This window comes from Phormidium tenue FACHB-1050 (assembly GCF_014696925.1).
GTDB lineage: Bacteria > Cyanobacteriota > Cyanobacteriia > Pseudanabaenales > Pseudanabaenaceae > Pseudanabaena.
The window spans coordinates 38,298-58,871 of the sequence record NZ_JACJQY010000037.1 but is presented as its reverse complement, the minus strand read 5'-3'; the positions used below and the strand labels follow the sequence as shown (position 1 = coordinate 58,871).

The window sequence follows — 20,574 nt, the reverse complement described above, 5'->3', positions numbered from 1 at the left end:
GAAAATGCCGAGTAGGAAGTGGAATACTACCAATTGGTATGGTCCACCGTTGTATAGCCATTCGTCGAGGCTGTCTGCTTCCCAAATGGGGTAAAAGTGCAAGCCAATCGCGTTAGAAGAAGGAACAACTGCGCCAGAAATCATGTTGTTTCCGAATAGCAAGCTGCCTGCTACTGGTTCGCGGATTCCGTCGATATCGACTGGAGGTGCGGCGATGAAGGCGATGATGAAGCAAATGGTGGCGGAGAGTAAGCAAGGGATCATGATTACGCCGAACCAACCTACATAGAGGCGGTTGTCGGTGCTGGTGATCCAATTGCAAAACTGATCCCAGATGGAAGCGCTTTCGCGTCTTTGTACTGCTGTGGTCATTAGTTTATGATTGCGTTTGAAATTATGAATTATGTATTTGGCTTTCGCCAATGAATAAACATTATCTTCTTTATTGAGTTTTGTAAAGTGTTTAGAACCCGAATCAGTCTGTAGAGATATCCAATAGGTTTCAACTACTCTCTAAGAGTGAGATTGACTAACTTAAAGGACTAGAGGAGCTTCACACTCTCACCTTTACAGCGCTTTGCGCTCAAACCCAAACCAAGAAACAACCTAAAAGCATTGCTTTGCAATGCTTTTAGGTTGTTTCTTGTAGTTTTTTTGCTCTGTAATTGTTGTATAGCTGTCGCCAAGTGTATAAAGACATAAAACCCAAGGAGAGAATGGCGGCGCGAAGCGCCGCCATTCTCTCCTTGGGTTTTGCTTTTGTCCTAACACAATCGACGGAAGCTATAAATTCAAATCCATCCATTAACCATTGCTAGATGTAAAGCTTGAAACCTAGTTCGCGCCTTCAGCTTAGACAAAATGTTATTGATATGAAACTTAACTGTACTTTCGCTGATTACTAACTGCTGAGCAATGTCCCGATCGCGTAAACCTTGCGTTAATAACTGCATCATCTCCAATTCGCGCTCAGAGAGGGGATTTGATTCTTTGGCAAATGGGATCGCGATCGCAATTTGTAACTCAGTTGGATGGATATTGATCACACCACCCAAGCTAGAAACAATCAAAAACAATTCCCCAAACAACGATCGCAGCCAAGTGTGAGGATCAGCAATTTTAGTTTTAGTCTTTGCCACGATCGCTTCTAGCGATATCGATATATCAGAGTAAATTAAGCGACAATAAGCACCTCCGATTTGATTAAGAATTTCGGCAGCTCGCAAAAATACATAATCAGTAGTTAGACTCAGCACTCGTTCTGTCCCCACTAAGGTTAAACGATTGGAGTTCAAAATATGGGCTAGGCGATCGGATAATGAACCTTGGGCGGTGTCTTGATGTTGGCTCATACTTTGCCAAGCTTGCTTTTCCTGTTGATGCTTGAACGCGCTATCAATAGCGATCGCGGCGATCGTGCAGAGCATCCGTAAAAATTCTAGAAATTCGGGCGGCATGGCATGATGACTAAAAGCCGCTAAAACCCCCACCACCCTGCCTTTGATTTCCAATGGATAGCCAGCAAAGCCACGAATATTATTAGTAATTGCCCAGTCGCGATCGCCAACCCAAGGTTCATCCGCCAAATGATTGCTTAAAAATGAAACACGATTTTGGGCAATCTTGCCCACTTTATAAGCCCCCATTGGCACTTTTGCAAACCTGCCATCAATGCGCGTATACATTCCCGAAGAGGCAACTAGTTTCAAATAATTTCGATCTGGTTCTAGCAACCATACCCGCGCAAAAGCACAATCAAACTGCTCCACGATGCCATCAGTCACTCGATGCGCGATCGCCTCTGGCTCTAGACATCCAGAAAAAGTTTCAGCAATTTCTGTTCCTCGATGCAAATCAAATAAAAGCTTGGTCGGATCGAGTACCTCAGTCATCAAACCTAACCCACAAAGATCACAAAAAGCTTTAGCCCGACAAGCTAGAACTTCCTATATCAATTGAGCCGCAGATCTATGTTTAGCTATGTATATGACGCTACGAAAACCATATAAAAAAAGAGATGTGCTTTGCACATCTCTTTTTTTAATTCGGGCTAGCACTAGAAGTAGGACTAGGTGAACTCTCAGGACTTGGTGAACTCTCAGGACTTGATGTAGTCTCAGGACTTGGCGAAGAACTTTCAGGACTTGGCGAACTAGTTGGACTAACTGTTGGCGGAGTTGACTCCTTGGGCAATGGTTTAGTTTGCACTGGAACAGTTTGAGCTGGCTTTGGTTGAGGTTTGGGAATGGGGATAAAATACAAAACCGTTGCCGCGATCGCTAAACTGACCACACCAGCGATCGCTGAAACTGCTTGACTATTTAACTGAGCCTGCGATCGGTAGTCAGAAATTTGCGTCACAAGCTTTAAATCTGGCAAAGTTGTCGGATCGCAACATAGACGATCTAGACTCTCCATCAGGTCAAAAAGCTGAATCGTATTCAGTTTGATTTGTAACTGCTTGGGATTGTGAGCATCAGCTTCATTTAGTAATACCGAAAGCAAATGCAGATGCTTTCCTTCAGGCTCGAGACGCACCTGCTTTTCAGGAATTGCCACCAAAGTATTACTTTTTAAAGCCTGAGCATAGGCTCCTACCACTTTCACTAAAGCATTGAGTAGTTCTAGACCACCCACAATTGGCTCAGAGTGATGGCTAAAGCGGCAACTAAAACTGGTCAAAATTGACATCACATCACTACCTGTGATGATCCCATCAACCAGCAAAGTACAACTTGGCAAACTATAGCTGCGTTGAATCATTAGGCGATCGCTCCATCAAACAGACTGTTCCACAGGCGAAACTCGCCAGCAACACCACTACACAACAATAACCGCGTCAGCAATTGCAACGCCAACTCACGAATTTCTTCTTTATTCAGTGGTGAAGGCGATCGCATCCGACCGATATATAAAGATGTGAAGCGATCAATATAATTTTCTAAAAAACCTTGGTTTTGTTGCAAACCTAATGCTTCGATCTTGCCCTCAATCATCTGTTGATGGGTACTTAGCAGTAAGCGCAAACCAGTATCTAACTGCTTAGCGATCGTACAGACTATTTTTACCAAAGCCTTTAACTCATCCCAACTTAAACTAGCCCGCTGATAGTTGCGGCGAAGCGGATTAGTATTACGCAGTCGCCAAAAAGCGACACGACTAGGAATCGTCTTTTGTAAGCCTAACTGCTCAATTAAGACCAGCATTACCTCAACTGCTTCTAAATCCAGCGCCTCGATCGCTAGAAGCAGATGATCAATATCCATACGGACACTGCGGGGACAACCCCGAACAAAGTCCTTAGGAACGTGTAAATCGAGGTTTACAGGAGCAGAAATATTTAACTGCATAATTCGCAGTGAAGTTGAACCTAATAGAGTTTACCCAATTGGCAGTTTACCCAGTTGAAAGGCGTTCAGCTACAAGCAATTTATCTAAGATCAACAAAGCCCGTAGCTGAGTGCTTCAACCTTAAGCTTGGCGTGAGTAGTACTCAATAACCAGCAGTTCGTTCACTTGCAATGCTACCCATTCGCGTTCGACAACGCCATTGACCTTACCAGTCATCTTCGCCTTATCAAATTCTAAATGGCTAGGAATGTTGGAAAGCCCTGGGAATTCGAGGTTACGCTCGACGATCTTTTTCGATTTTTCGTTATCTTTAACGCTAATAACTTCGCCTGGGCGCACACCATAACTAGGAATAGTTACGCTCTTACCGTTGATGGTGATATGTCCATGATTTACCAGTTGACGCGCAGCAGGAATCGTCGGGGCAAATCCCATACGGAAAACGGTATTGTCTAGACGCATTTCTAGCAATTGTAGTAATACTAAGCCTGTAGAACCCTTAACTCGTCTGGCTCGACGCACATAGCGCAGCATTTGAGTCTCGGTTAGACCGTAGTTAAAGCGTAGTTTTTGCTTTTCTTCGAGACGCACGGCATATTCAGAGCGCTTTTTGCGGTCTTGACCATGCATTCCAGGTGGATAAGCGTGCTTAGGTTGTTTGCGACTTAGACCGGGAAGCTCTCCGAGTCTTCTGACGATTCTGAGGCGCGGACCTCTATAACGGGACATAGCTCCTTCCTTATTACTGTTGAAAACTTGACAGCCTATCTAGTATATGGCAATTTTGCCAAAAAAACTGACAAAGTTATAAGGTGTTAAATTAAAATTTTTCCCGTTTTGTGGCTAATGTAGCAATCCTAAAGAGTGCGACCCTGCGGGTCGCACTCTTTAGGATTGCAAATAAAATAGGATTGCTACACTCAGGGCTGCTAGTTTGACTATTAATTACCCTAACTATTAATTACCCTGAGTATTAAATTTCATAAATTAAAAATGATCGCTCTTAAATCTCATCAAATAGCGATCGCTTCAACTAAATTCCAACGGCGATCGTATCCATATCCAAACAAGAGCTGATTGCAAACAATGAACTTTTGTGAGCCTCAATATTTATCCTTCTCTTAACCAAAATTGTATGATTCTCTTAACCCAAGCTTATAGAGCTTTCCTGTAGGCTAATTAAGGAAAAGATTAGAGTTCAAGAAAATACATATGTTTTAAGTGTCAGTAAATAGTTAGGTTCTAGGTGCTTACAAAATCTTAATTTTATCTCTGGTGAGATACTCCCCATTACCGCTTGATATTGGCATTGGGCAAGTATTTCATTGGCGATCATTAGAACATTTCTATTTCTGGGCTTGATCCTCAAAAAGCCATTAGCTACGAGAATTTAAGCATCTTCTCGGAAGTACTAAAACTAGTTAAAAAGAATTACTTGATAATTGCACCTGCAATTCTAAACGCTGGTGTCAAGTGATTCACATCTTGTCGTGCTTTGCATTTTTCTTTAATGCATTTTCTCTATAAGTATTTGTTTAATCATCATTCCCTCTTATTCCACAAGATCTATCAAGGCAACTAAAAATGGCAGCGATTAGCTTAACAACAGGAACAACTTACACTCAAAACTTTGATACTTTGGCAAGTGCTGGTACGAGTTCTACTTTGCCTGACGGCTGGGTATTTTCTGAAGCTGGAACCAATGCGAATGCAACCTACACAGCTGGAACGGGATCGGGAACGGCAGGTGATACTTACAGCTTTGGTGCTGATAGTGATCGCGCTCTTGGGGCACAAGCGTCTGGTTCATTAGTATCTACGTTTGGAGCTCAATTTGTAAATAATACTGGTGAAACGATTACCAGATTATCAATTAGCTTCACGGGTGAGCAATGGCGAAGCAGCACTAGCGCACAAAATGCACTTAACTTTTCTTATCAAATTGGTGCGACTAGCCTAACAACAGGAAATTGGACAGATGTTGATACCCTCGATTATGTAGGTGGTTTACCTGTAGCTACTAACGGTTCCTTGGATGGCAATTCCAATGCAATTGCCATCAATGGGGAGATAAGTGGACTCAATTTACCCGCAGGAGCAGAAATCTGGATTCGCTGGGTAGATTCTAATGACGCAGGTAATGATGCAGGTTTAGCGATTGACAATTTCTCAATCACACCAACTACAGGAGTAATCGTCACACCCGCTGGTGTAACAATTACTCAGTCGGGAGGTAACACCAGTGTGGTGGAAGGTGGAGCTAGCGATAGCTACACGATCGTTCTCAATAGTCAACCAACAGCAGATGTCACGATCGCGATCGGAAATACTGCCCAAACTACAACTAGCCCTACAACAATCACCTTTACACCTGCTAACTGGAATATTGCTCAAAATGTAACGGTTGCAGCCATTAATGATGCCGTTCCAGAGGGAGCGCATACAGGGAATATTACCCATACAGTTACTAGCAGTGACGCGAACTACAATGGGCTGGCGATTAGTGGCATCACCGCAAATATTACCGAACCTAATGCACCTAACTTTTTAACCAAAATTGGTGGTTATAGCAGCACTAACGGCGCTGAAATTCCTGCCTTCGATCCAGCTAGCGATCGCCTATTCGTTGTTGCAGGTTCTGTAGTAGAAATTCTCAGCTTGGCAAATCCTGCAAGTCCTACCAAAATCGGTGACTTGGCTTTGAATACTAGTGGCGATCCAGATGGTGCTACGGTAGGAGGCTTTGCACTACTTCCTAATAGTGTTGCCGTTGGTAAGGCGGGAACGGTGAGCGCGGGAATTGTCGCTGTGGCGATCGCGATTACCAATGCAACTACTGCGAACGAGAACCTTGGTGAAGTGCAATTTTTTAATGCTGCCGATGGCGCTTATCTAGGAAAAGTAAATGTGGGTTACTTACCAGATATGCTTACCTTCACACCCGATGGCACAAAGATTTTGGTTGCCAATGAAGGTCAACCCAACAATGCTTACACTTTTGATCCCGTAGGCTCTGTTAGTATCATCAATCTCGCTAATGGGGTAGCTTCCGCCACTGTACAGGAAGCTTCTTTTGTTCCCTTCAACGACCAAAAGGCTACTTTGCAAGCAGCAGGCGTTCGCATCTTTGGACCAGACCTCAGCACCGCCAATCTGACAGATACAGTGAGTGTGGCTCAGGATTTGGAACCAGAGTATATCGCTTTCTCAGGTGATGGAACCAAGGCTTGGGTGACTTTACAGGAAAACAATGCGATCGCTGTAGTTGACATTGCCACTGCGACAGTGGAATCAATTCGACCTTTGGGCGTTAAGGATCACAGTCTTAGCGGCAATGGATTTGATGCTAGCGATCGCGATTTAGGGGTTGGTAATGCAGGTAAAATCAATATCCAAAACTGGCCAGTGGTTGGACTCTATCAACCTGATGCTATTGCTTCCTATAGCTTTAACGGTCAAACTTACTACGTCACAGCCAATGAAGGTGATTCTCGCGGATATACTGGCTTCTCCGAAGAGGTAAGAGTTGGGGCTCCTGGTTATGTTCTTGACCCAACCGTTTTCCCTGATGCTGCCACACTTAAAAACAATGCCAATCTAGGACGGTTGCAAGTTACCAATGCAACGGGCGATCTAGATGGGGATGGCGATATTGATCAAATCCAAGCTTATGGCGCTCGTTCCTTCTCAATCTGGGATAGCAACGGTAATCGGGTTTATGACAGTGGCGACGATCTAGAGCAGATTACGGCTGCGGCTTTCCCAACTAGATTTAATGCCAGCAACGACAATAACAACTTCGACGATCGCAGCGACAACAAAGGTCCAGAACCAGAAGGCGTGACCGTCGGCGTGATCAATGGTCGCACCTATGCCTTTATTGGCTTAGAGCGCATTGGCGGAGTTATGGTCTATGAAGTGACCAATCCCACTCAGCCCGCTTTTGTGCAGTATCTCAATACTCGCGACTTCAGTGCGGCAGTAGCTGGTGACTCTGGACCCGAAGGGCTTACCTTTATCTCTGCAAGCGACAGTCCCAACAATCAACCTCTGCTAGTAGTTGCTAATGAAATCAGCAATACCGTGGCAGTGTATAGCGTTAACGCAGGAACTCGGATTAGTGACATTCAGGGCAGTGGACACAGATCACCTTTAGTTGGTCAGTCTGTTACGGCTGTACCAGGAATTGTCACCGCGATCGCTTCTAATGGCTTCTACTTGCAAGATCCCAATCCTGATGCCAATGATGCAACTTCTGAAGGCATTTTTGTATTTACATCTTCTGCGCCAACGGTACAAGTGGGAGATTCAATATTAGTTAACGGAACCGTAAGTGAGTTCCGTCCAGGCGGATCGGCGAATAACCTGACCATCACTCAGATTATTAGTCCAGTGATTACCAAGCTTTCTAGTGGTAATGCTTTGCCTGCTGCAACGATTCTCGGTAACGGTGGACGGGCAATTCCCAACCAGATCATCAGTAATGATGCAGCTAGTGGCAATGTGGAGAATGCTGGTACTACTTTTGATCCTGCTCAAGATGGGATTGACTTCTACGAAAGTTTAGAAGGAATGCGGGTGCAAGTGAACAATCCTGTAGCAACTTCACCCACCGCCAACTTTGGCACATCAGAAGAAATTTGGGTGTTGGCAGATAATGGCGCTAATGCAACCAGTCGCACTAGCCGAGGCGGTAGCTTGATTACCGCTAATGACTTCAATCCAGAACGGATTCAAATCGATGATCTCAACAATTCCTCGGTATTACTTCCCAATGTGAATGTCGGCGCTCAACTTAGCTCGATTACAGGTGTGGTCAGCTACGACTTCAACAACTACGAAGTGTTGGTTTCAAATGCGCCAACAGTGGTGCAGCCTTCCACTTTACAAAAAGAAGTCACCAATCTAGCAGGAAGTGCCACACAATTGACGGTAGCAACTTTCAATGTGGAAAACCTTGATCCTAGCGACACGACATTTAATGCGATCGCCAGTGCAATTGTCACCAACATGAAGTCCCCCGACATCATTAATCTGGAAGAGATTCAGGATAATAATGGAGCGACTAACAATGGCACGGTCGATGCAGATATCACTTTGCAAACTCTGATTAATGCGATCGCTGCCGCAGGTGGACCTACTTACGAATATCGCCAAATTAACCCCGTCAACAATCAGGATGGTGGGCAACTTGGAGGCAACATCCGCGTAGCTTTTCTGTTTAATCCTAATCGCGTGAATTTTGTTGAAGGCTCATTGCAACGCTTGACCGATAGCAACCTTGCTGATGGTGATGCTTTTGCTAGCAGCCGCAAACCGCTCGTAGGCAAATTTGTCTTCAATGGACAGGAAGTAACCGTCATCGGTAACCACTTCAATTCCAAAGGTGGCGATCAACCTCTATTTGGACCTAACCAACCACCGACATTAAGCAGTGAAGTACAACGCAACCAGCAAGCCACCATCGTCAAAGACTTCGTACAAGGACTGTTGGCAACAAACCCCAATGCTAATGTCGTGGTAGCAGGTGACTTGAATGATTTCGAGTTCTCTAGTCCCCTCAGCATTTTGGAAAGTGGTGGGTTGAATACTTTAGTCGAAACTCTGCCAGCTAATGAGCGCTATACCTACAACTTCCAAGGCAACGCACAAACACTGGATCACATTCTAGCTAGCAACAATCTCAGCAGCAAACTAGATGGTTTTGATGTGGTTCATATTAACTCGGAGTTTGCCGATCAAATTAGCGACCACGATCCTATTGTGGCAAGGTTTAATCTGCCAACAATCCCTGATCCTAACGCGCCTTTCAGAATGCAAATCCTCCATGCTTCCGATTTTGAAGGTGGAATTCCAGCGATCGATGATGCGGTGAGATTTTCTGCGGTTCTGAATCGCTTAAGAACTGATCCTAACTTGCCAAGTAGTATCATTCCCAATACCCTGACATTGTCCTCTGGTGACAATTACATCCCTGGTGCTTTTTTCAATGCTTCCAGTGATCTTAGTCTCAACGGAGTCGGTGGCTTAGGAACAAGTACTGCTCCAGTAATTGGTCGTGGTGACATTGGCATTCTCAATGCTTTTGGAATTCAAGCATCCGCCTTGGGTAATCACGAGTTTGATTTGGGAGTAAGGCAAGTTCGCGACGTTATCCGCACGGGCAGCGGTAATCCTGGCACAGCGTTCCCCTATCTCAGCACCAACCTGAACTTCAGTCCCGAAATTACTGCGGGCAACCTAGGTACATCAGACCTAGCTACCAATCAAACCACTGCCGAAGCCAGTACCATCAAAGGTAAATTGGCGAAGAGTACCGTAATTACCTTAGCGGGTAATGATGGAATTACAGGAAATGCTGATGATCAAAGGATCGGTATTGTCGGTGCAACAACTCCCACCTTGGCGAATATTTCCTCTAGTGGCAGTATTGGCATCTCGCCATCTAATCCGACTGATTATGATGCTCTGGCCGCCGAGATTCAATCTACTGTAAATATTCTCAAGGCTCAAGGTATTAATAAAATCATTTTGCTGTCCCATATGCAGCAGTTCAACATTGAACGCGACGAGCTTGCTCCTCGCTTACGCGATGTGGATATTATCATTGCAGGTGGATCAAACACATTGCTGTCAGATAGTAATGATGTTTTGCGATCGGGTGATACTAGCGATGGTGTTTACCCAGTTGTGAGAACGGATGCCGATGGCAATCCTGTGCTAGTCGCGAATACCGATGGAAACTACAAGTATGTGGGGCGCTTAGTCACTGAGTTTGACAGTAATGGCATTCTCAATGTCAACGCACTCAATAGCAGTATCAATGGAGCCTATGCTACGGATGAAGCGGGTGTCGATCGCGTTTATGGTACTGATGTAAATCCAAGAGATGTGGCGAATCCTAATGTTGTGGCAATCACCGATGGTATCCGCAATGTCATTGCTACTAAGGACAATTTGATTGTGGGCAAATCAAGCGTATTCCTGAATGGAACTCGCGATGATGTGCGTACTCAAGAAACCAATTTTGGGAATCTCACTGCTGATGCCAATCTCTGGCTAGCTAAGCAAATTGATCCTACCGTTGTCATTTCCCTAAAAAATGGTGGTGGCATCCGCGACAACATTGGCGTAGTTTCGGCATCTTCTGGTGCAGTCAATAGTGATGATATTCAGAAACTACCAACGCAGCCCAATCCCCTTGCGCCAAACAAACAAACTGGTGATGTCTCTCAGTTGGATGTTGAGAATTCCCTACGGTTTAATAATGGTTTGAGCTTGATCACGGTTACAGCGCAACAACTTCAGTGGGTAATCGAACATTCTGTAGCTGGGACTCGTCCTGGAAATACTCCTGGGCAGTTCCCACAGGTAGGCGGATTGAAATTTAGCTTTGACCCCACCAAAACAGCGATCGCCTTTAATAGTAGTACTGGTGAAGTCACCACCCAAGGCAGCCGAGTTCAAAATCTGGTCGTACTCAATGACGATGGATCGATTAAGGATGTAATTGTTCGCGATGGCGTATTGGTTGGCGACGCTAGCCGCACCTTCCGCATGGTGACCTTGAACTTCCTCGCAGGAACAAGCAGCACAGGTGGACTTGGTGGTGATAACTATCCATTCCCTAAGTTTGTGAGAGACAATGCCGCGATCGCTAATCGCGTAGATTTACGTGGTGAATCGATTGACCTCAATGGCAATGGCATTATCGATCCAGCTCTCGCACTAGCCGCAGGTCAATTCACTTTTGCCGCAGCAGGATCTGAGCAGGACGCATTTGCCGAATACCTCGGCGATCAGTTTAGTACTAATCCTTTCAATGCTGCGGATGTTGCCGCTAACCTTGATACACGCATCCAAAATCTCAGCGTTCGTCAAGATCAAGTATTTACATCAGTAACGAATAGCCCACCAGTACTGACAGGAACTCCTGCCATCCTTGCTGCTGGTCAAGAAGATACAACCTATGCGATCGCAGAAGCTGATCTACTCGCGGGCTATACCGACGTGAACAACAATGTTCTAGCAGTAGCTCAACTCACAGCCACGAACGGTACTCTCACCAATAATGGAAACGGTACTTACAGCTTCACTCCCGATGCAAACTTCAATGGCACGGTTAACTTGAGCTACAACGTGATTGATGGTAAGGGAGGCTCAGTAGCTGCAACCCAAACCATTGCGATCGCGGCTGTTAACGATGCTCCAGTCGGCGCAGTATCGATTTCAGATACCACTCCAACGGAAGCGCAACAGCTTGTTGCTAGCAACTTGTTTACTGATGCTGATGGTTTAGTTAATGCTGTCTATACCTATCAATGGCAACAATCAGATGTTGGCGGCGGCACAACATTCACCAACATCGTAGGCGCAACCAACAGCACCTTTACCCCCACTCAAGCTCAAGTCAATCGTCAATTGCGAGTAGTATTAAGCTACACCGATGACCAAGGCACAGTCGAAACACTTACCTCTGTTCCAACCATTGTCACAGGTGACTTCTATGTTGGTACTTCAAGTGCCAATACTTTCACAGGTACTAATGGTCAGGACATTATTTCTGGACTTGGCAACAACGATATTCTGAACGGGCTTGCTGGTGATGACACCTTCCTCTATACCGTTGGTGATGGTAGAGATATCGTTGATGGTGGTGCTGGCAACGACACCCTGAACATTCTTGGTAAAACCAATTCTGAGACCTTGAGTGTAGTCTTCAATGGAACGCCAGTTTCAATAATTGCAGGTGGTACAGTAACCGATGTTGAATCCATCACCGTCGATCTACTTGGTGGTATCGACACCCTTGATTACGGCTCAACTACAGCCAATTTGATGGTTAATCTATCCACTGGGTTAGCATCTGGCTTTACTGCGATCGCCAACATTGAGAACGTCACAGGCGGCTTTGGAAACGACATCATCACAGGCAACGATGGGGAGAACACTCTCCGTGGTGAATTTGGCGATGACATCTTAGATGGTGGTTTAGGAGGCGATCGCCTAATTGGTGGAGCAGGTAACGACACTTACGTTGTTGATAACATCAATGACAATATCTCTGATTCCTCTGGAACTGATACTGTTCTGTCTAGCATTAACTGGACTTTAGGTAACAACCTCGAAAATCTTACCCTCACTGGTAACGCTAATATTAATGGCACTGGTAACAACCTTAATAACATCCTGATTGGCAACATCGGTAACAATATCCTTGATGGGAAGAATGGCGCTGATACAATGTTCGGCGGCTTAGGTCAAGACACCTACATTGTTGATAATGTCAATGACACAGTTAATGAGTTGGCGAACGAAGGTATAGACACTATTCTTTCAAGCATCACCCGCACTTTGGAAGCCAATGTCGAAAACCTGACGCTCACAGGCAACAATACGATTAATGGAACTGGTAATGAGTTGAATAACATCATTACTGGCAACAATCGGAACAACATCCTTGATGGTGGAGTTGGTGCAGATGCGCTCATTGGTGGTCATGGCAATGACACTTACATTGTCGATAACTTGGGTGACTCGATTACGGAAGCTTTAAATCAAGGTACAGACTTGGTGAAATCCAATGTGTCTTGGACTCTAAGCGAAAACCTTGAGAACTTGACTCTAACTGGTAGCGCAAACATCAATGGTACTGGCAATAGCGTCAATAACGTTATTACAGGAAACGATGGCAACAATACTCTCAGTGGTGGATTTGGAAATGATTCCCTAGTCGGCGGATTGGGAGCAGATGTACTTGTTGGTGGGTTTGGCAATGACACCCTGTTCCTTGGGCTTAATGATGGAGCTACTGATGCCGTCGTCTACAGCCTCGGTGATGATAGCGACGTGGTGAATCAATTCCTGCGTGGAGTTGGAGGCGATTTACTTCAGTTCAATAACATTGCTGCTGTTGATGTGCGGACTGTCGGTGGTAACACTCAGTTCCGCTTAGGTGATGGTGTTACTGGTAACGGTGGATTTGCGAATGGTTCGCTCTTGCTAACCTTAAATGGAGTCACTGGATTTGCTTCTAGCAATATCAATGACAACATCTTAGCTGGTTCCATTCCTACAACCTTTAACTTCAGCTAGTCTCTTTTAGATGATCGCTAGAAACTCCTACGCTTTATAAGTTTTAAAACACCCTGTCCACAAATGGACAGGGTGTTTTATTTTTTTTGCGATCGCCACCCATCAAACTGCGATTGCAACTCACCTCAAATCAAACAGCGATCGCTGTAATCAGTGGGAGATTACTCAGCCGAATAAGCAGGGCATCATTAGGGTGTTGGAGCAGGTTGAATATGCTTTCCAGCATAGAAAACAACTACTTTCAATTGAGTTTCATCAGGAACGTAAAATACTCTATCTCCGCCAGACACTTCATATTCCCATACGCCTCTATATTTTTTGCCTTTTAACGGAAATACTCGTCCAGGCTGTCTCGTTATTGGTGCTGTCTGTAGGTCTTTGTAGCAACGTCTAATTTTCAGAATTTCGCTGAATCAGGGCTTCCCAATCTCGATTTACGCGACGATTTTTAGCTACTACTCTAGCCAAATAGTTTCTATCTTAGGTGTATTAGAAGTCTCAGGTGAATCAGGAGTTGTCAGCTTTACTTCTGGTGGTTCGATATTTTCGTTGATTTCTTCGGTGATGTTTTCTGTCATATCAAGATTGCTTGATTTGAGTAAAGGCTGCTTCTAATTCTGGATTGGCGATCGCTAAGGCGTTCTCATACCATTCATGGATAATTGCTTCTAATTCATTCCATGCCTTGTCGAAATTTTTTGTTTCTTGTAAGGCAACTGAGCGATAGGCTAAGATCACTTCGTTAATAAATTCATTCAATTCGTCTGCATCAAATGCTCCAAGCCAACCATAGGGATGCTCTGCGCCAATTTTTTGGTTTAGCAATAAACGGAAGGCGGTATTGAGAAGTTCGACAATTTCGCGGCTATGTTGGGCAGTTTTTACAAATAGAGCTACGTCTTCTCGCCGCAGTAGGGCAAAGGATTGGTCGTTGCGGGTAATGGTGATGGGATGTTCTAGGGCTTTGTCTAAGATTCTGCCTGGTTGACGGTTTAGCTCGGTGGCTGTGACTAGTTCATCAGAGTAAATGGAGTTCATAGTTTTTGGTCAACAGTTGGTTTTGAGCGTGTGGGAAAATTGTAATGATTGTTTTTGGAGAATAGCTATAGATGTACGTACTATTCTACGTTGATTTAGTTTAAAATAAAAGCTAGTTGATGGGTCAAAGATGATGGCTGAAACGTTTAATCATGGCTATGCTTTGTTGATTGGTGTTGGCGAGTCAAAATACCATCCATTATCTTTGCCTGTAACGGTTAAGGATACACAAGCAATTTATGGGGCGCTAACCGATCGAGATCTTTGTGGTTATCCTCAAGAGCAGATTCGGGTACTGAATAATGCTGAAGCTACTCGTGATGGGATTTTACAGGGTTTGAGTTGGCTGAAGGGAAAGGTGGAATCTGACGGTGAGGCTACGGCGATCGTTTATTATTCGGGGCATGGATGGGTTGATAAGTCTGATAATCGCTACTACTTGCTACAGCATGATGTGAAGCCTACTAAGTTGACTGCGTCGGCTTTATCGGCTGAAGTATTTACAACTGCGATACGCGAGATTGATGCGGAAAGGTTGTTGGTTGTGATTGATAGCTGTCATGCGGCGGGAATGGCGACTTCTAAAGATGCTGATGCTGAGTTAATGGATGAGTTTGATGGGTTTGAGCGTGTGGCATTTTCTAAGGGGTTAATTGATGATCTAAAACGGGGTAAGGGTCGGGTTGTGTTTACGTCTTCGGAAGGACATCAGGAGTCATGGATTCTCAAGGATCAATCGCTGAGTATCTATACGTTTCACTTTTTGGAGGCGTTGCAGGGGGCGGGTAATCAGGCTGGTGATCGCGTGGTACGGGTTTCCAATTTGATGAATTATTTGGGTAAGTCTGTACCTGAGACGACGAGAGAGGTTTATAATCGCGACCAAACGCCGCATTTTGATTTTGATACGGGTGATTTTGCGATCGCGTTGTTGCGGGGTGGTAAGGGTTTACCTGAGAAGGGTTGGGATGAGGTGAGGTCTAAGGTGGGGCAGAAAGTTAATAAGATTGCTGATAAGATTGTGCAGAAGGGAAAATTTATCACGAATATTAATGAGGCGCAGGGGTTACATATTGGCGATATTTATAACAAGTGATGTTTAGATAATTGCATTAATGCATAAATTGCAAGGTTGAAACTATGGACTTAGAACAATTAAATAGCATCATTGCGCGAATTCTAGAAGGCAGTCATACAGAAAAAGATATGGCTGTTTTGTCGCGGTTACTTGAGAATAATGATCATGAAATTAAAACGCAGTTCGCTAAATTCAACGTCAATATTACCGATGGGAAAGATATATATATCGGTGATCATATCTACTTATCTTGGAATAAAGATGCAGTTAATGCTTTGATTGAGGCTATCCAAAAGAATCTTGCTCAACCCATAGGAGTTCCTGAGAATCTTCCTCGAAGTGGAGTCGTTGAGTTTGTCGGTAGAAACAAAGTAATGACTCAACTTCACAAAATGTTGCAACACGATAATCGTGTTGCGATTTCAGCAATAACTGGGATGGGTGGTATTGGTAAGACAGAATTAGCACTACAATATGCCCTGAAGTACCATGAAACATACCAATCTGGCATTTGTTGGATTACTGCAAGAGGTGTAGACGTAGGGACTCAAATTGTACAATTTACGAAATTATTTTTGAATCTTCTACCACCTGAAAATTTTGAATTAATGGAACAAGTAAAATTTTGCTGGCGACAATGGAAATCAGGTGAAGTTTTGCTTATATTTGATGATGTCACAAACTACTCTGATATTCAACCTTACTTACCCCCTTCAACAGCAAATCGCTTTAAAGTAATAATTACTACTCGTCTACGTATGGGAGTTTCTGTCAATCAATTGGAACTAGATGTCTTAACTCAAGAAGCAGCAATAGAACTATTAGAGTCTTTAGTAGGAAGTGATCGAATTCAAGCATCACTAGAAGCAGCTAAACAACTTTGCGCTCATTTAGGTTGCTTACCATTAGGACTAGAGCTTGTGGGGAGATATCTGAACCGCAAATCTGATCTTTCATTAAAATTAATGCAGAAACGACTAAAAGATAAAAGATTATCAGTGAAAGCCTTATGTCAGCCAGATGCCGATATGACGGCTCCATTAAGTGTTGCGACTGCATTTGAGTTAAGTTGGGATACATTATCAGAAAGTGCTAAATCCATAGGATATCTGCTGAGTTTATTTGCTGAAACCCAAGTTTCTTGGTCACTAATAGAGTTATGTTGGATTGATAAAGATCTAGAAGAGATAGAAGAAACTCGTGACAGCGAATTATTAAATTTACATTTGCTACAAAGAACTAATTTTGAATCTTACCGATTACATCCACTAATTCGTAGCTTTATTCAGACAAAGTTAGAGCAATCTCTTCATGTTCATACGCTAAAAGAACACTTTTGTAAAACAATGGTGGAAATAGCTCAAAAAAACACTAATACTCCAACCGACAAACCTTATCTCGTACCCATAGATCTTGTCATTCCTCACTTAGAAGAAGTAGTTAATAATCTATTTACTTATCTAAATGACAAAGAGCGAATTATAGCTTACTCTAGCTTAGGCTGGTTTTACAAATTTAAAGGATTGTATATTCAGTCAGAAAAATGGTATTCCCAATGTTTACTAACCAGTCAAATTTACTTTGGAATGGATAGTCTTGATGTAGCAACAAATCTTAATAGACTAGCGTCAATTTACTCTTTGCAAGGTCGCTACAAAGATGCAGAAGAACTTCATAAGCGCTCACTTAAACTTCGTCAGTATTGGTGGGGAGATGAACACCAGACAGTAGCTGAAAGTCTTAGCGATTTAGCAGAACTTTATCGGGATCAGGGACGGTATGATGAATCAGAACCTCTACAAAAAACTGCATTGACCATTTTTGAGAAGCAGTTAGGTTCTGACCATTCTGACGTAGCTAAAAGTCTTAATAATCTTGGACTACTTTATAAAAAACAAGGTCGGTATATCGAAGCTGAAGCGCTTTATCAAAGTTCGCTGACTATTTTGGAGAAACATTTAGGAAGTGAGCATCCTGATTTAGCAATATATCTTGACAATTTAGCTGTACTTTATGTCGCACAAGAACTCTATAGCAAAGCAGAACCTATTTATCAAAGAGCTTTAACTATTTTTGAAAAACAATTAGGTTCTGAACACCCAGACTTAGCAATATGCCTTGATAATTTTGCTCATTGTTGTCGTCTTCAGAAAAGATATGATGAAGCAGAGATATTACATAAAAGGGCTTTAACTGTTTTTGAAAAGCAATTAGGTTCTGATCATCCTGAATTTGCATCCTGCCTTAAAAATATCGCAAACCTCTACCGAGATCAAAAGCGCTACAGTGAAGCAGAGCTAAATTTTCATAAAGCCTTAGATATATTTAAAAAGACATTAGGGGAAGAACATCCGAGGGTAGGTCAATGCTTAGATAATTTAGCAATAATGTACGAGATGAAAGGTTATAATCAAATTGCTCAAAAATTTTATGCAGAAGCCTTGAATATTCTAGAAAAAGGATTAGGAAGTAAACATTCTTGGACAATAAAATGTAAAGAGAGATTGGAAAAATTGCATATTATTCCTTAACTTCAATTTAGTATATTCATAATAAAGAGCAATGAAATATTATTGTTATTTCAAAAGTGAGGAAATTGCTATTAATCAAATTGCTAAAATAAATATCAAAAATGGTCATTAGTTTAGTGTGAAATAGATTTTGAATATCCATTTCGTGATGATAAAAAAGATACAAATACATCGATCACAATCTACCTAACCATTGGCTAAACATAATTCATTAGTCTTGGATCAAATGCAAGGAGGAAAATATGCTTGCCATATCTCACGAACCTAGAATGTCCATAAAAGAATATCTTGAATGGGAAACCCAGCAAGATCTCCGCCATGAATATATCAACGGTGAAGTATTCGCCATGACAGGCGGCACACTCGCCCATAACGACATCACCCTCAACCTCTACAGATCCCTATATCCCCAAGTTCGATCGCGTGGCTGTCGCATCAACGTCGCCGATGTCAAAGTGCAAGTTACAACCAATAGCCCCTATTACTATCCTGATGTTGTCGTCAGTTGCGATCCTCAAGATCTTAACGCCCGTAAATTTATCCAAAGTCCGACCATAATTGCCGAAGTTCTCTCCCCTGGAACCAGTGCCAGAGATCGCGGCGAGAAATTTACCAACTATCTCTCCATCCCCAGCTTACAAGAATATCTACTCATCAATTCCGACAAGATATCAGTAGAGCGCTACGCACGCGGCGAAGGCAGAATGTGGCTGTACTACCCCTATATTGCTGGCGATACGATTACCCTATCAAGTCTTGAATTTGAGTTTGCGATCGAGCTTCTCTATGAAGGGATTGCATTTTAACTAGAATAACTGAGAGCTTGCACCATTCCTAAAGGCTTAAAGTAGGAATAGGTTTGAGAACATCTGCAAGAACAATCACTGCCGTCAGCAGTCAGGGTCTTTGAAAAATAAAACTTCTCAAGTACTTTTATCTGACAAATTTAAGTTTTTCGGTATTTGTGACAAAGAAATCTGTGAATAAGCTCATGACTGTGCGATCGCGGATTTTGATATTTGCAGTTAGAGACATTCCCGACTGCAAATTGATTCTGCGTCCATTCGTCTCTAGGTATTGCTTCTCAAGCTGCACCTTTGCAGGAAATCGATAGGTTGGATTATTTTGGTCAGGTGGCAAAGCATCGGAACCAATCGAGATTAACTTTCCTTTCACATCACCAAACTCGGTGAAAGGGAAAGAGTCAATTCTGACATCTACAGCCATTCCTTCTTTAACAAAACCAATGTCTTGATTGCCAATAAACACCTTCACCACGAGCATCTCATCTGGCACAATTTTTAAGACAACTTCACCAGCATTCGGGTTTGCTACATATCCCAGCCCTGCTTTTAGGTCAAATACTGTGCCAGATGCTGGTGCGCGGAGTTCTTGGTTTTTGAGGATCACTTCTGCTTGCTGGATTTGACCTTCTATTTCTGCTAGTCTCTTAGTATTGTCCACTAGAGCTTTGGTAAATTGACTATCGATTTCAGCAATACGTTTTGTATTATCGGCAATTTGGCTAGTCAATTCCTTGCGGGTAATGTCAAAGGTATTATTCAGTCGCGCTTGTCCCTCAGCGATCGCTGACTGAATTCGCTGCTCTTCCAGTGACAACTGCTGAATTTCCGACTCCAAAGCGATTACCTGTTGTTGTTGTTTAAGGTATTGGACACGGGAAATCGCTCCTTCTTTAACAGCAGTTTCTAGATCGACAAGAATTTTGGTATCGATCGCCAAGGCATTTGCTTTACTAGCGCGGTTAATCCGAGTTTGATTTAATTGTTCGAGCGATTGAGCAATATTTGCTTCAGCAGCTTGCGATCGCGAGTCTAGTTCTGCTCTTGAAGCGATGAGACGATCCTGCTGATCACCTGTTAAATTTGCACCACTCCCATTAACCTGCATCCGATACAGTTGCATTTCTGTCATTAAGGCTTCGCGATTTCGAGCTAGGGCAAAAAATTCTACAGGGACAGCACTCACTGTTGCTCCATCAATTTCCGAAGTTTTCCCATTAAGGACTTCTCGATAAAACTGATTTTCTTGCTGGAGATTTTTGCGTAATTTTTGCAATGATTCAAGCTGAGACTTCGCTACAGTTTCATCAATCCGCAATAGTACCTCGCCTTCTTTGACCTTCTGTCCATCTTTAATCAATACTTCCTTAAGTACACCATTAGCAGGAATACGTACTTCCTTAACTGCTCCCTGTGGTTCGAGTTTGCCCTGAGCAGGGATTGATTCTTCAATTTTTGCCACGGAAGCCCAAATAATTGCCACCGTCACTGAGCCAACTAATGTCCATAAAATTGCTGGAATCCATTTCGGTGACTGACTCAAGGCTAAGGGTTGATCGAAATTACTTTTTTTGACGATCGCGCTACTAGGTTTCTCCAGACCATCATTAGAGACTATATCTTCGGGAGATATCTTGGTTAATTTTGGAGTTGGTTGATTACCGTTATTATTTGTCAT

11 protein-coding genes and 1 pseudogene are annotated in these 20,574 nt (G+C 43.2%); 4 read left to right on the top strand and 8 right to left on the bottom strand.

Features of this window, described 5'->3' with window-relative positions; all coding sequences use genetic code 11:
• The 5 genes and pseudogenes from H6G05_RS18945 to rpsD form a co-directional block, all read right to left on the bottom strand.
• Positions 1–372 (bottom strand): annotated as a pseudogene (locus H6G05_RS18945) (photosystem II q(b) protein); the annotation flags it as partial.
• Between the two features lie 419 nt (positions 373–791).
• Positions 792–1,892 carry a LuxR C-terminal-related transcriptional regulator gene (locus H6G05_RS18940; RefSeq protein ID WP_190580340.1) on the bottom strand — a complete coding sequence of 367 codons (1,101 nt, stop codon included), beginning with the start codon at positions 1,890–1,892 and terminating at the stop codon, positions 792–794.
• 148 nt (positions 1,893–2,040) lie between these two features.
• The gene (locus tag H6G05_RS18935) at positions 2,041–2,763 is read right to left on the bottom strand and encodes a DUF4335 domain-containing protein (protein ID WP_190580338.1); all 723 of its coding nucleotides are present in this window, start codon (positions 2,761–2,763) and stop codon (positions 2,041–2,043) included.
• On the bottom strand, positions 2,763–3,350 hold the full coding sequence (locus H6G05_RS18930; RefSeq protein WP_094528872.1) for a DUF3038 domain-containing protein: 588 nt from the start codon (positions 3,348–3,350) through the stop codon (positions 2,763–2,765). Before H6G05_RS18930 ends, H6G05_RS18935 begins: the two co-directional genes overlap by 1 nt.
• A 121-nt stretch (positions 3,351–3,471) precedes the next feature.
• The gene (gene rpsD, locus H6G05_RS18925; RefSeq protein WP_094528875.1) at positions 3,472–4,080 is read right to left on the bottom strand and encodes a 30S ribosomal protein S4; all 609 of its coding nucleotides are present in this window, start codon (positions 4,078–4,080) and stop codon (positions 3,472–3,474) included.
• Positions 4,081–4,935: 855 nt separating this feature from the next.
• On the opposite strand from rpsD, the gene H6G05_RS25435 reads away from it, so the two are divergent.
• Positions 4,936–13,446: a choice-of-anchor I family protein gene (locus H6G05_RS25435; protein ID WP_190580336.1), complete on the top strand. Its 8,511-nt coding sequence runs from the start codon at positions 4,936–4,938 to the stop codon at positions 13,444–13,446.
• A gap of 455 nt (positions 13,447–13,901) precedes the next feature.
• On the opposite strand, the gene H6G05_RS25655 is transcribed toward H6G05_RS25435, so the two are convergent.
• Complete coding sequence (locus tag H6G05_RS25655; protein WP_277874771.1) at positions 13,902–14,024, bottom strand: hypothetical protein; 123 nt, start codon at positions 14,022–14,024, stop codon at positions 13,902–13,904.
• 1 nt (position 14,025) lies between these two features.
• Complete coding sequence (locus tag H6G05_RS18910) at positions 14,026–14,484, bottom strand: hypothetical protein (protein WP_190580334.1); 459 nt, start codon at positions 14,482–14,484, stop codon at positions 14,026–14,028.
• Positions 14,485–14,614: 130 nt separating this feature from the next.
• On the opposite strand from H6G05_RS18910, the gene H6G05_RS18905 reads away from it, so the two are divergent.
• The 3 genes from H6G05_RS18905 to H6G05_RS18895 all read left to right on the top strand — a co-directional run bounded on the left by H6G05_RS18905 (position 14,615) and on the right by H6G05_RS18895 (position 18,899).
• The gene (locus H6G05_RS18905; RefSeq protein WP_242025640.1) at positions 14,615–15,580 is read left to right on the top strand and encodes a caspase family protein; all 966 of its coding nucleotides are present in this window, start codon (positions 14,615–14,617) and stop codon (positions 15,578–15,580) included.
• Between the two features lie 44 nt (positions 15,581–15,624).
• The gene (locus H6G05_RS18900) at positions 15,625–18,093 is read left to right on the top strand and encodes a tetratricopeptide repeat protein (protein WP_190580332.1); all 2,469 of its coding nucleotides are present in this window, start codon (positions 15,625–15,627) and stop codon (positions 18,091–18,093) included.
• Between the two features lie 242 nt (positions 18,094–18,335).
• Entirely contained in the window at positions 18,336–18,899 is a 564-nt protein-coding gene (locus H6G05_RS18895; protein WP_190580330.1) for a Uma2 family endonuclease, read from the top strand.
• 127 nt (positions 18,900–19,026) lie between these two features.
• On the opposite strand, the gene H6G05_RS18890 is transcribed toward H6G05_RS18895, so the two are convergent.
• On the bottom strand, positions 19,027–20,574 hold the full coding sequence (locus H6G05_RS18890) for an HlyD family efflux transporter periplasmic adaptor subunit (protein ID WP_190580328.1): 1,548 nt from the start codon (positions 20,572–20,574) through the stop codon (positions 19,027–19,029).

Bases quoted from the DNA above. Each gene is read 5' to 3' on its own strand.
- H6G05_RS18940 (WP_190580340.1), bottom strand. From the start codon at position 1,892: ATGACTGAGGTACTCGATCCGACCAAGCTTTTATTTGATTTGCATCGA.
- H6G05_RS18935 (WP_190580338.1), bottom strand. From the start codon at position 2,763: ATGATTCAACGCAGCTATAGTTTGCCAAGTTGTACTTTGCTGGTTGAT.
- H6G05_RS18930 (WP_094528872.1), bottom strand. From the start codon at position 3,350: ATGCAGTTAAATATTTCTGCTCCTGTAAACCTCGATTTACACGTTCCT.
- rpsD (WP_094528875.1), bottom strand. From the start codon at position 4,080: ATGTCCCGTTATAGAGGTCCGCGCCTCAGAATCGTCAGAAGACTCGGA.
- H6G05_RS25435 (WP_190580336.1), top strand. From the start codon at position 4,936: ATGGCAGCGATTAGCTTAACAACAGGAACAACTTACACTCAAAACTTT.
- H6G05_RS25655 (WP_277874771.1), bottom strand. From the start codon at position 14,024: ATGACAGAAAACATCACCGAAGAAATCAACGAAAATATCGAACCACCA.
- H6G05_RS18910 (WP_190580334.1), bottom strand. From the start codon at position 14,484: ATGAACTCCATTTACTCTGATGAACTAGTCACAGCCACCGAGCTAAAC.
- H6G05_RS18905 (WP_242025640.1), top strand. From the start codon at position 14,615: ATGATGGCTGAAACGTTTAATCATGGCTATGCTTTGTTGATTGGTGTT.
- H6G05_RS18900 (WP_190580332.1), top strand. From the start codon at position 15,625: ATGGACTTAGAACAATTAAATAGCATCATTGCGCGAATTCTAGAAGGC.
- H6G05_RS18895 (WP_190580330.1), top strand. From the start codon at position 18,336: ATGCTTGCCATATCTCACGAACCTAGAATGTCCATAAAAGAATATCTT.
- H6G05_RS18890 (WP_190580328.1), bottom strand. From the start codon at position 20,574: ATGACAAATAATAACGGTAATCAACCAACTCCAAAATTAACCAAGATA.